The organism is Leclercia sp. UBA1284 (assembly GCF_002308415.1).
GTDB lineage: Bacteria > Pseudomonadota > Gammaproteobacteria > Enterobacterales > Enterobacteriaceae > Enterobacter > Enterobacter pneumoniae.
The window spans coordinates 12,921-25,979 of record NZ_DBUS01000007.1; the positions used below are offsets into that span (position 1 = coordinate 12,921).

The following is a 13,059-nucleotide window of genomic DNA, read 5'->3' on the forward strand; positions in this document are numbered from 1 at the left end:
TTTAGGATTAATGAAACGCCTTAGGCGTAACCGTAGCTCATCAGTCGCTGATAACGACGGTTGAGCAGGTCTTCTTTGCTCAGCACATCGAGATCGGCCAGATCGGCCAGCAGCTGTGCTTTCAACGATGCGGCCATTGCTTCCGGATTGCGGTGCGCGCCACCCAGCGGCTCCGGGATCACGGTGTCGATCAGCTTCAGCTCTTTCAGACGCGGGGCGATAATACCCATCGCTTCTGCCGCCAGCGGCGCCTTATCAGCGCTCTTCCACAGAATAGAGGCGCAACCTTCTGGTGAGATAACGGAATAGGTGCTGTACTGCAGCATATTCACTTTATCACCCACACCAATCGCCAGCGCACCGCCGGAGCCACCTTCACCGATAACGGTGCAGATAACCGGCACGTTCAGGCGAGACATTTCACGCAGGTTGCGGGCAATGGCTTCAGACTGGCCGCGCTCTTCTGCGCCCACACCCGGATACGCGCCCGGGGTGTCGATAAAGGTGATGATGGGCATGTTGAAACGCTCAGCCATCTCCATCAGACGCAGAGCTTTACGGTAGCCTTCTGGTGCAGGCATACCGAAGTTACGACGGATCTTCTCTTTCGTTTCACGGCCTTTCTGATGACCAATGATCATCACCGGGCGACCGTCGAGACGTGCGATACCGCCCACAATGGCTTTATCGTCCGCGTAGGCGCGATCGCCTGCCAGCTCGTCAAACTCATCAAACGCCAGGCGGAGATAATCCAGGGTGTACGGACGCTGAGGATGGCGTGCCAGCTGGGCAACCTGCCATGCGCCGAGATCGGCAAAGATTTTGCGCGTCAGTTCTACGCTTTTTTCACGCAGACGATGCACTTCTTCGTCGATGTTAATATCCAGTTTTTCATCCTGACGGCTAACAGCGGTCAGAGAATCGATTTTCGCTTCCAGCTCTGCAATCGGCTGTTCGAAATCAAGGAAATTCAGACTCATAGTATTCCTGTATTAGTCAAACTCTAGTTCCACCTGCTCCGAACCAATGAGGCCGCGGAGATCGTTTAATAAACGATCGCTCGGAGAGACACGCCACGTTGCGCCAAAGCGCAGTCGTGCGCGCGCATCCGCCCTCTGATAGTAGAGATGTACTGGAATTGTCCCCGAGCGGTGGGGTTCCAGAGACTGACGGAGTCGGTTTAAAAGCTGGTCATCAATTTGCCTGTCCGTCAGCGAGATAGCAAGCCCGCGAGCATATTTTTCCCGGGCTTCGTCAATGTCCATCACTTCGCGGGCGGTCATTTTAAGCCCCCCACTGAAGTCATCAAAGCTGACCTGTCCGCTGACGATAAGTATGCGGTCTTTTTCCAGCAATTGCTGGTATTTATCCAGCGCGTCGGTGAATAACATCACCTCCAGTCGCCCGGAACGGTCATCCAGCGTACAGATGCCAATACGATTGCCGCGCTTGGTGACCATTACCCTTGCAGCAATCACGAGCCCCGCAGCCGTGGTAATTTTACCACGTTCTGTCGGATGCATGTCTTTCAGGCGGTAGCCTCCGACATAGCGCTCAATTTCTTTAATGTACTGGTTGATCGGGTGCCCCGTCAGGTACAAGCCTAACGTTTCACGTTCCCCATCCAGCACCACCTGCTCTGGCCACGGCTGGCAGTTGGCGTAAGACTGCTCAATCTGTTCTGGCTCTTCGGCCAGCACGCCGAACATATCTGCCTGGCCAATAGCTTCCGCTTTTGCATGCTGATCGGCGGCCTTCAGGGCATCGCCTAGCGAGTTCATCAGTGCGGCGCGGTGCGGCCCCAGTCTGTCAAACGCGCCGGACATGATCAATTTTTCAAGCACGCGACGGTTAAGCTTTTTCGTATCAGTTCGGGCGCACAGATCAAACAACTCGCGGAAATAACCGCCCTCGTTGCGGGCGTCGATGATCGCTTCGATAGGACCTTCACCTACCCCTTTGATCGCGCCAATGCCGTACACTATCTCCCCGTCGTCATTAACGTGGAAATGGTACAGGCCCGAGTTGATATCCGGCGGCAGGATTTTTAACCCCATACGCCAGCATTCGTCTACCAGGCCAACCACCTTCTCGGTGTTGTCCATATCGGCCGTCATGACCGCAGCCATAAACTCAGCGGGATAGTGCGCCTTTAGCCACAGCGTTTGATACGAGACCAAAGCATAGGCGGCAGAGTGCGATTTGTTAAATCCATAACCGGCGAATTTCTCTACCAGGTCGAAGATTTTCATCGCCAGTTCGCCGTCGATGCCGTTCTTTTTCGCGCCGTCCTCAAAGATAGAACGTTGCTTGGCCATCTCTTCCGGCTTTTTCTTACCCATCGCACGACGCAGCATGTCCGCGCCGCCGAGGGTGTACCCGGACAGAACCTGGGCTATCTGCATCACCTGTTCCTGATACAGGATGATGCCGTAGGTCGGCTCCAGTACTGGCTTCAGGCTCTCATGCTGCCACTGGACGTCCGGATACGAGAGCTCTTCACGGCCGTGTTTACGGTCAATAAAGTTATCTACCATGCCGGACTGTAGCGGCCCCGGACGGAACAGGGCCACCAGTGCGATCATATCTTCGAAGCAGTCAGGCTGCAGACGTTTGATCAGATCTTTCATCCCGCGGGATTCAAGCTGGAAGACCGCTGTAGTCTCCGAGCGCTGCAGCATATCGAAACTTTTCTTGTCGTCGAGCGGGATGGCGGCGATGTCAATCGGCTCCAGTCCCTGCTTTGCCCGACGTGGGTTGATCATTTTCAACGCCCAGTCGATGATAGTGAGCGTTCGCAAACCCAGGAAGTCAAACTTCACCAGGCCCGCGTATTCTACGTCATTCTTATCGAACTGCGTGACCGGGTGTGAGCCCGTTTCATCGCAATACAGCGGCGCAAAATCGGTAATTTTAGTTGGTGCGATAACCACGCCACCGGCGTGCTTACCGGCGTTACGTGTTACGCCTTCAAGCTTACGCGCCATGTCGATCAGCGCTTTAACCTCTTCGTCGGCCTCGTAAATTTCCGGCAGCTGCGGCTCGGCTTCAAAGGCTTTCGCCAGGGTCATACCGGGATCAGGCGGCACCAGTTTTGAGATGCGGTCGACGAAGCCATAAGGGTGCCCCAGCACGCGGCCAACGTCGCGGATAACCGCTTTCGCCGCCATGGTACCGAAGGTAATGATCTGGGATACCGCATCACGGCCATACATATCCGCAACGTGTTCAATGACCTGGTCGCGCTTCTCCATGCAGAAATCGACGTCGAAGTCAGGCATCGAGACACGTTCCGGGTTAAGGAAACGTTCGAACAGCAGGTCAAATTCCAGCGGGTCGAGATCGGTAATTTTTAGCGCGTAGGCGACTAATGAGCCCGCACCAGAGCCACGGCCCGGCCCAACCGGCACGCCGTTATCCTTCGACCACTGGATAAATTCCATTACGATAAGGAAGTACCCAGGGAAGCCCATCTGGTTGATAACGTGGAGCTCGATATCCAGGCGTTCGTCATATTCAGGACGCTTTTCTGCCCGAACCGCCGGATCGGGGAAGAGGAATTCGAGACGCTCTTCCAGCCCCTCTTTCGATTTCATGACCAGGAAATCTTCGGTGGTCATATCCCCGGTCGGGAACTGCGGCAGGAAATACTCGCCCAGGCGTACCGTGACGTTACAACGTTTTGCAATCTCAACGCTGTTTTCTAGCGCTTCGGGGATATCAGAGAAGAGTTCACACATCTCCTCTTCGCTGCGCATGTACTGTTGCGCAGAGTAGTTGCGCGGGCGCTTGGGATCGTCGAGCGTAAAACCGTCATGAATGGCGACGCGAATTTCATGCGCATCAAAGTCGTCAGCGTTAATAAAGCGAACGTCATTGGTTGCGACCACCGGCAAACCGTGCGCTTCAGCAAGCGCAACTGCCGCATGAAGGTAGCTCTCTTCATCAGGGCGACCGGTACGAATCAGCTCCAGGTAAAAACGGTCCGGGAAATGCGTCTGATAAAAGTCGACACACTGCTCGACCAGCGCGCTGTTACCACGCATCAGGCATTTACCTAAGTCACCCATGCGTCCGCCGGAGATCAGCAGTAGCCCTTCATTCAGTTCGGCCAGCCACTCTCTGTCGATCCAGGGGCCCAGCGCGCCGTAGCCTCGCTGATAGGCACGGGAAATTAACAACGTCAGGTTCTGATAACCGGTATTGTTCATCGCCAGGACGGAGATTTGGGTCATCTCATCAGCGAGCAGTTCGCTCTGAACGTGGAAATCCGCCCCGATGATCGGTTTCATCCCGGCGCCGTGCGCTGCCCCGTAGAACTTCACCAGACCACACAGGTTAGTAAAATCAGTGATCGCCAGCGCAGGCATGCCGAGTGCAGCCGCCTTTTTTACCAGCGGCCCGGTTTTCGCCAGCCCATCAATCATGGAGTAGTCGCTGTGCACCCGCAGGTGTACGAAACGTGGTTCAGCCATCTTCAGATTCCGCGTTACTTAATTGCTTGCGTCTTGATTCAGGACACCTGTCCCATCGCGCGTTTCACCGGCCCAAAACTGCGGCGGTGATGTTCCGTTGCGCCATGTTCTGCCAGCCTTTCCAGATGGAAAGCGGTAGGATACCCCTTGTGCTGGCCGAAGCCGTACTGGGGAAATGTGAGATCCAGCGCGGCCATCTCGGCATCGCGAGTGACCTTAGCAAGAATGGAGGCCGCACTGATTTCTGCGACACGGCTGTCGCCTTTCACCACCGCCAGGGAGGGCATTGGCAATGCCGGACAGCGATTACCATCAACCAGCACATATTCCGGCACAATTGCCAGCCCCGCCACCGCGCGCTGCATCGCCAGCATGGTGGCATGGAGAATATTCAGCTCGTCAATTTCATGCGGTTCTGCGCGCCCGAGGCTCCAGGCCAGCGCCTTCTCTTTGATCTCATCGTATAACGCCAGGCGACGTTTTTCTGAGAGCTTTTTTGAATCGTTTAGCCCGACGATGGGGCGAGCCGGATCGAGAATAACGGCAGCAGTCACCACCGCCCCTACCAGCGGCCCACGACCGACTTCATCCACACCCGCCACCAGGTGCGTGTGTGGATAGATAAATTCCATCATTTTGCTAACTCCAGCACCGCATCTGCCGCTTGCTCATCGGCATTACAGCGGATCTGCTGATGCAGTTCGCGGAAGGTATCGTGCATCTCATGACTGGTTTTGCCATTGGCCAGCAACGGCAGTAGCGCCTCGGCAAGCTGCTGCGGTTGACACTCATCCTGCAGCAACTCTTTAACCAGCTCGCGCCTGGCAAGCAGGTTTGGCAACGAAACATAGTCCGTCTTCACCAGACGTTTCGCCAGCCAGAAGGTGAACGGCTTCATGCGATAGCCGACCACCATCGGGCATTTGGCCAGCATGCACTCCAGCGCTGCCGTTCCTGAAGCGAGCAGCGCGGCATCGCTTGCCACCATTGCTTCCCGCCCTTTACCGTCCAGCAGGCGGACATGCAGTTCTGGCGCAACTTCCGCTTTGATGCGTTCAAATTGCTCGCGCCGTTTCGCATTGACCAGCGGCACGACCACTTCCAGATCGGGGTAGGTTTGGCGGAGGATCTGCGCCGTTTTCAGGAAATCGGCGCTGAGCATCTCCACTTCCGCACCACGACTGCCGGGCAGCAGAGCCAGGCAGTGTACGTCGTGTGGAATACCTAATACATCACGTGCTGCGTTTTTATCAGGATCCAACGGCATGGCATCGGCCATGGTGTGGCCGATAAAGCGACACGGAACATTGAATTTGTCGTAAAACGCTTTTTCGAAAGGCAGGAAGGCCAGTACCAGATTGGTCGATCTGCCTATTTTGAAAACGCGTTTCTGTCGCCACGCCCAGACGGACGGACTGACATAATGAATGGTTTTAATGCCCTTCTTTTTCAAATTCCCTTCAAGGGTAATATTGAAATCGGGCGCGTCGATACCGACAAACACATCGGGCTTGAGTTCGGTAAAACGACGGGTAAGATCGGCACGAATGTGCAGCAGACGACGCAGGCGACCCAGCACTTCAACAATGCCCATCACCGCGAGCTCTTCCATTTCGTACCAAGCTTCACAGCCTTCGGCCTGCATCAGCGGACCAGCCACCCCCACAAAGCGGGCGTTGGGTACGCGGGCTTTGAGCGCGCGAATAAGGCCGGCACCAAGAATATCGCCGGAGGTTTCTCCGGCGACCAGGGCTATCGTAAGCGGGCGGTTATCAACCATTAACGAATCAGGCCGCGGGTTGAGCGTTCAAAGAACTCGGTGAACGCCTTCACCTCAGGGTACTGTTCCGCCAGGGCAGAAACTTCCGGCTTAGCCTCTTCCAGCGTTTTACCGCTACGGTACATAATTTTGTACGCATTGCGGATCGCGGTAATGGCTTCGCGCGTAAAGCCACGACGCTTCAGACCTTCGATATTGACGCCAAACGGCGTTGCGTGGTTGCCCTGCGCAATCACATACGGCGGGACATCTTGCGCCACACCGGAGCAGCCGCCGACCATCACGTGTGCACCAATGATGCAGAACTGATGGACTGCGGTCATACCACCAATGATTGCGAAATCGTCAACCGATACGTGTCCCGCCAGCGTTGCATTGTTGGCGAGGATGCAGCGGTTGCCTACCGTACAATCGTGCGCAATATGCGCATTGACCATAAAGAGGTTATCGCTGCCCACCTTCGTCAATCCACCACCCTGAGTTGTGCCACGATGAATGGTGACGCTTTCGCGAATGCGGTTACGATCGCCGATTTCCACACGGGTCGGCTCACCAGCATATTTAAGATCCTGATTAGCTTCACCGATGGAGGCGAACTGATAAATCTCATTATCGCGTCCAATGATCGTATGACCATTAACGACAATGTGAGATTTCAGTACGGTACCCTCACCAATTTCGACATGGGGTCCAACAATACAGAACGGGCCAATATGGACATTGGCACCAATAACGGCACCCTCTTCCACAATGGCGGTTGGATGAATAAAGGCGGATTTATCAATCACGTATCAGGCCTCCCGGCTACGCGCACACATCATGGTAGCTTCGCAAACAACTTTGCCGTCAACCAGAGCAACACCTTTGAAGCGAGTCAGGCCGCGACGCGTTTTCTCAAAAGTCACTTCCATGATCATCTGATCACCTGGTACGACTGGGCGCTTAAAGCGCGCTTCATCGATACCAGCGAAGTAATACAATTCACCCGGCTCCAGTTTACCCACGCTTTTAAACGCCAGAATACCGGTTGCCTGAGCCATTGCTTCCAGGATTAATACACCCGGGAAGATAGGCTTACCAGGGAAATGCCCCTGGAAGAATGGCTCATTTACGGAGACATTTTTCACTGCGCGCAGAAAACGACCTTCTTCAAAATCCAGCACACGATCTACCAGTAAGAACGGGTAGCGGTGAGGCAGAAGCTCTAAAATCTCTTCAATATGCAGAGTATGAGTGTCAGTAGTCAAAATACTCTTCCTGTCTAAAAATTCTGAATAGCAATAATAACACGGCCTGCCGGTTTAAAAGAAAGCCGACAGGCCGGGAAGTTTGCGTTACATGAATGAACGCTTAGTCTTGTTGATCGAATTTGCGCTCAATAGCCTTGAGGCGCTTGCTCATATCATCAATATTCATCACCAGAGCAGCTGTTTTACGCCACACCTTATTAGGTTGCAGCGGAATGCCCGAGGAATATACGCCCGGCTCGGTGATAGGACGCATAACCATACCCATCCCGGTCACCGTCACTTTGTCGCATATTTCCATATGCCCGTTAATGACGCTGGCACCGCCAATCATACAGTAACGGCCAATCTTCAGGCTGCCAGCCATAATCACGCCACCAGCAACGGCAGTATTGTCGCCAATCACTACATTATGTGCAATCTGGCATTGATTATCGATGATAACACCATTACCGATTATCGTGTCATCCAGCGCGCCACGGTCGATTGTGGTGCATGCGCCGATTTCAACGCGATCGCCGATGATCACGCGCCCCAACTGCGGGATCTTCACCCAGTTGCCGCGATCGTTGGCATAACCGAACCCATCCGAACCGATAACGGTGCTGGACTGGATCAGGCAGTTTTCGCCAATTTCAATCTCGTGGTAAACCGAGACGTTGGCCCACAAGCGAGAACCTGCGCCAATTTTGGTTTTTTTACCTACGAAGCAACCCGCGCCGATGACCACGTTATCGCCCAGCACAACGTCTGATTCAATAACCGCATTCGGGCCGATAGAAACGTTATTACCCAGCTGCGCCGTCGGGTCAATCACCGCACTGGGTGCGATGTTATGCGCTGGCTGCGGCGTGGTATCAAGAATTTGTGCCATACGGGCATACGTCAGGTAAGGGTTTTTTACTACCAGCGCGCTTCCGGAGGCAAAAGGCAGATCGTCCATCGTCAGCACGACAGCAGACGCCTGGCATTGAGCCAGATGTTCACGGTATTTAGGACTTACCATGAAAGTGATATTGCCTGCTTTAGCGGATTGCATGGACGCAACAGCGGTGATGACGATATCGCCATCACCGTGTAATTCTGCATCCAACTGCTGAGCTAAATCAGCCAGTCGAATTGAAGGCATTACTTATTTAACCTGTTTCAGTACATCAGCGGTGATGTCTTTTACATCGCTGCTGTTGAAGGCAACGGCGTTAGCATCTACAACCAGATCGATGCTCTGATCGGCAGCAACGCTTTTCACAGCTGACTGGATACGGGTAACCAGTTTGCCACGTTCTTCGTTAGAGCGACGTTGACGATCTTGCTCGAAAGCCTGTGCTTTCTGAGAGAAGGTCTGGCGCTGAGCCATTACGTCTTTCTCCATCTTGCTGCGCTCGCTTGCTTTCATGGTAGAACCATCACGCTGCAGACGCTGCATTTTAGATTGCAGATCGTTTTCCATGCGCTGAAGTTCGCCAGCACGGCCTTTGAACTCGTTCTCCAGTGTTGCAGAAACACCGGTTTTCTGCGCAACCTGCTGGAACAGGTTACCCATGTTCACGATTGCAATTTTGTCCGCTGCCTGAGCAGAGGTAGCCATCGCTAAACCGAGGCCTGCAGCTAATAACCACTTTTTCACAATTAACTCCTTACCATCCCATTGGCACCCGAAGGTACCGTTCTTTGCGTGGCAAGGCGATCATGCGATCGCCAGTTGTCAGCGCTACACTGCCATCACATTCCTTTGCTGCGGATAATTACCAGGTTTTACCAATGTTAAACTGGAATTGTTCCGCTTTGTCTCCATCGTATTTCTTAAACGGCTGGGCGTAGGAGAAGACCAACGGCCCCAGCGGTGACATCCATTGTAATGCGATACCTGCAGACATGCGAATGTTGCCTGGATCGCTATAGTCTGGAACACCTGCCGCACGCATCTGAGCCGTGTTATCCCAGTTGGTATCCCATACGGTACCCGCATCCCAGAAGAAGGAAGTACGTACGGAGTTAGCATACTTGTCGCTGATAAACGGCGTCGGTGTGATGAACTCCAGGCTGGCGACAGCCATTGCGTTACCGCCCACTGCGTCATCGGAACTACAGACTTCGCTTGAGGAGCTCTTCGCGCAGTTATCTTCGTCATTACCGCCGTAGTAGACCGCTTTCGGACCAATGTTATTGGACTGGAAGCCACGTACGGTGCTGGAACCACCTGCATAGAAGTTTTCGTAGAATGGCAGCTCTTTGCCACTCAAACCATCACCGTAACCCCAGCGGGTACGACCCAGGACAACCCATTTATGATCGTCGTCGATTGGGAAGTAGGACGCGGTATCCAGCGTTACTTTGTAGAACTCGTTATCGGAACCTGGGATAGTTACTTTACCGTTCAGGTTGACACGTGAACCTTCCGTCGGGAAGAAACCACGGTCAAGGCGGTTATATGTCCACCCGTAGTTGAAGGTGAAGTCATCCGCAGCAAAGCCATTGTCATCGCTGGAAGTGCTTGCAGACTGTCCGATAGAGTCCAGATAACGCCACATCGCCACCTGCGGCTGCATGTTGGACAGGTCGTTATGTACGTAACCTAAACCTGCACGCAGGGTGTTGTATTCGTTAATCGGGAAGCCAAGTGTTCCATCCAGACCATAACTTTTGTTGGTATAGGAGGACAGATCGGCATCGTCAGCTTTAAAGTCGTTATAGAAAATACGACCACCGAGACTCACACCGTCAACGGTGAAGTACGGGTTAGTGACGGAGAACTCTGAGTAGGTCTGATAGTCATTCTTGGTACCGTTGATACCGACGGAATAACCCGTGCCCAGCCAGTTATCCTGCTGAACGCCCACCTGGAAGCTCACGCCACTTTCAGTACCGTAGCCAACACCGAAGTTGAAGCTACCGGTGTTACGCTCTTTAACCTTATAAACCACGTCGACCTGATCCGGACGGCCAGGCACGCGTTGGGTATCGGTATCGACCGTTTCAAAGTAGCCCAGACGGTTCAGACGCTCTTTACCCTGGTCAACCAAATCGCTGCCAAGCCAGGCCCCTTCCATCTGACGCATTTCGCGACGCAGAACGGCATCTTTGGAGGTGTCGTTCCCTTCAAAACGGATCTTACGCACGTAGAAACGGTTACCTGCATCGACATTCACGTGCAGCTTAACGGTTTTATCCGTGTCGTTGATTTCTGGCTGGGTCTGAACGCGTGGGTAAGCGTAACCATAACGGCCGAGCAGCTTTTTAATGCCGTCTTCCATTTTGGTGACTTTCGCACCGCTATACAGTTCACCCGGCTGCAGTTTGGTCAGGCTCTCGATCTCAGCAGAATGGCCGGCGAGGTTACCGCTCACTTCAACACCAGAAAGCGTATATTTATCGCCTTCAGTAATGTTAACGGTAATGTAGATGCCTTTCTTGTCCGGAGTCAGACTCACTTGCGTCGAGTCGATATTGAAACGGGCATAGCCGCGGTCCAGATAGTAACTACGCAGGGTTTCAAGGTCGCCCGCCAGTTTCTGTTTCTGGTATTTGCGATCGCCTACCACGTTCCACCACGGCACTTCGTCGCGCAGCTGGAAAGTGGAGATCAGTTCATCGGTGCTGAACGCATGGTTGCCCACGATGTTGATCTGCTGGATTTTCGCGGACACCCCTTCCTGGAAGACGAGCTTCAGGTCAACGCGGTTACGCGGCAGCGGGGTCACAACGGCTTTTACGCTCGCGCTGTATTTACCCACGCTGTAGTAGAAATCTTCCAGCCCTTTTTCGATATCAGAGAGGGTAGTTCGGTCCAGGGATTCACCGACACGCACGCCAGACGCTTCAAGGTTCTGCTTGAGCATATCGTCTTTCACCGACTTGTTGCCGGAGAAGGTGATGCTGGCAATCGTCGGGCGTTCCTTCACCTGAACCAGTAAAGTATCACCATCGCGCAGGACGCGGACGTCCTCGAAGTTGCCAGTGGCAAACAACGCGCGAATGGTATTACTGATGTCTTCATCATTAACCGTGTCGCCTTGGCGCACTGGCATACTGAGGAGGGCCGCACCAACGGCGACACGCTGAAGACCTTCGAAATGAATATCCTTCACTACGAACCCTTCAGCACCGTATACGGTGGCGCTGCTAAACAGCAGCGACGCTATGAGCAACTTTTTCATCGCCATCGTTATTATGCGTTCTTCCTAACTATCTCTATTACAACCGAGAAAAATCATTGAAAAGTGCAAGCCCCATTAACAGCACCAGCAAAATCGAGCCAATGCGATAACTAAAGTCTTGAACTCGCTCGGACACCGGCCCGCCTTTTAGCTTCTCAATCGCTAAAAACAGCAGATGCCCCCCGTCTAACACCGGAAGTGGGAACAGGTTGATTATCCCGAGGTTCACGCTAATGAGCGCAAGAAACATCAGGTAGTAAATCACCCCGAACTCTGCTGACATCCCAGCCCCCTGAGCGATCGAAATCGGCCCACTGAGGTTGTTCAGTTTTACGTCACCAGTAATCAATTTCCCCAGCATTTGAACCGTCAGCTTCATCATTTGCCATGTTTTATCCGTGGCTTCAAGAATGGCGCTGAACGGCCCATACTGGCGTATTGTCTTGTACTCATCAGGCAGCGGGATCACTTTTGGCACCACGCCAGCAAACCCCTCAGCCTTTCCGCCACCCGATTTAGTATCCGGGATAAGCGTTAAGGAGAGCGGACTCCCCTGCCTTTCAACCTCCAGCGCCAACGGCGTACCTGGATTATCGCGCACCAGATTAACAAAGGTCATCCACTGCGTTAATGGCTGACCATCGACTTTAACGATCCTATCGCCCGCTTGCAAACCTGCTTTGCTTGCGGCGGACCCATCCTGTACTTCTGCAAGCACGGATTCAATCTGCGCACCGCGCGGACGGATACCCAATGCAGCAACGGGATCTTCTTTATCTGGTTCGAATGCCCAGTGGCGTAAATCCAGAACCTTATTCTGACGCTGGTTATCGCCAAAGTTTGCAACGCTTAGCGTGGTCTGCTCATCACCAATTTTGGCAACCAGCTGCAACCGCACCGCATCCCAATCAGGGGTTTCGATACCATCAATCGCTTTAAGTTCCATGCCTGGGGCAATTTGCGCGCTCGCCGCGATGGAGTTGGGAGTTATTTCACCAACAACCGGACGAACACCAGGGACACCGATGATAAACACCAGCCAGTAGGCGAAAGCGGCGAAGATAAAGTTTGCTACCGGACCGGCAGCGATGATGGCGGCGCGCTGGCCGACAGATTTGGTATTGAACGCGTAATGGCGCATTTCGGGTGCGACCGGCTCTACGCGCTCATCAAGCATTTTAACGTAACCCCCGAGCGGAATAAGGGCGATTACAAATTCTGTTCCCTGGCGATCGGTACGGCGCCAGAGAGCCTTACCAAAGCCGATAGAGAAACGCTCTACCCGCACGCCACAGCGCCGAGCAACCCAGAAATGGCCAAATTCATGCACGGTAATTAACACACCCAGTGCAACGATGAATGCCGCCAGATTCCAGAGAATGCTAAGCATAAAACCTTCC

10 protein-coding genes are annotated in these 13,059 nt (G+C 53.6%); all 10 read right to left on the reverse strand.

All coding sequences use genetic code 11. The annotated features are described in order from the left end of the window. Positions 1–20: 20 nt before the first annotated feature. The gene (accA, locus tag B3511_RS14835) at positions 21–980 is read right to left on the reverse strand and encodes an acetyl-CoA carboxylase carboxyl transferase subunit alpha (RefSeq protein ID WP_040077082.1); all 960 of its coding nucleotides are present in this window, start codon (positions 978–980) and stop codon (positions 21–23) included. A gap of 12 nt (positions 981–992) precedes the next feature. Next, entirely contained in the window at positions 993–4,475 is a 3,483-nt protein-coding gene (gene dnaE, locus B3511_RS14840) for a DNA polymerase III subunit alpha (RefSeq protein ID WP_286783689.1), read from the reverse strand. A gap of 38 nt (positions 4,476–4,513) precedes the next feature. Then, the gene (gene rnhB, locus B3511_RS14845) at positions 4,514–5,110 is read right to left on the reverse strand and encodes a ribonuclease HII (protein WP_040077084.1); all 597 of its coding nucleotides are present in this window, start codon (positions 5,108–5,110) and stop codon (positions 4,514–4,516) included. Then, positions 5,107–6,255 (reverse strand): lipid-A-disaccharide synthase, encoded by a 1,149-nt coding sequence (gene lpxB, locus B3511_RS14850; RefSeq protein WP_286783690.1) that lies wholly within the window; start codon positions 6,253–6,255, stop codon positions 5,107–5,109. The genes rnhB and lpxB overlap by 4 nt, the downstream gene beginning before the upstream one ends. Continuing rightward, complete coding sequence (gene lpxA / locus B3511_RS14855) at positions 6,255–7,043, reverse strand: acyl-ACP--UDP-N-acetylglucosamine O-acyltransferase (protein ID WP_286783691.1); 789 nt, start codon at positions 7,041–7,043, stop codon at positions 6,255–6,257. The genes lpxB and lpxA overlap by 1 nt, the downstream gene beginning before the upstream one ends. A gap of 3 nt (positions 7,044–7,046) precedes the next feature. Then, entirely contained in the window at positions 7,047–7,502 is a 456-nt protein-coding gene (gene fabZ / locus B3511_RS14860; RefSeq protein WP_007373234.1) for a 3-hydroxyacyl-ACP dehydratase FabZ, read from the reverse strand. A 103-nt stretch (positions 7,503–7,605) separates the two neighbouring features. Beyond that, positions 7,606–8,631 (reverse strand): UDP-3-O-(3-hydroxymyristoyl)glucosamine N-acyltransferase, encoded by a 1,026-nt coding sequence (gene lpxD / locus B3511_RS14865; RefSeq protein WP_040077087.1) that lies wholly within the window; start codon positions 8,629–8,631, stop codon positions 7,606–7,608. Positions 8,632–8,634: 3 nt separating this feature from the next. Then, positions 8,635–9,129: a molecular chaperone Skp gene (skp, locus tag B3511_RS14870; protein WP_286783692.1), complete on the reverse strand. Its 495-nt coding sequence runs from the start codon at positions 9,127–9,129 to the stop codon at positions 8,635–8,637. A gap of 118 nt (positions 9,130–9,247) precedes the next feature. After that, positions 9,248–11,665 carry an outer membrane protein assembly factor BamA gene (bamA, locus tag B3511_RS14875; RefSeq protein WP_040077089.1) on the reverse strand — a complete coding sequence of 806 codons (2,418 nt, stop codon included), beginning with the start codon at positions 11,663–11,665 and terminating at the stop codon, positions 9,248–9,250. 31 nt (positions 11,666–11,696) lie between these two features. Next, positions 11,697–13,049 (reverse strand): sigma E protease regulator RseP, encoded by a 1,353-nt coding sequence (gene rseP, locus B3511_RS14880; protein WP_040077090.1) that lies wholly within the window; start codon positions 13,047–13,049, stop codon positions 11,697–11,699. Positions 13,050–13,059: the final 10 nt, after the last annotated feature.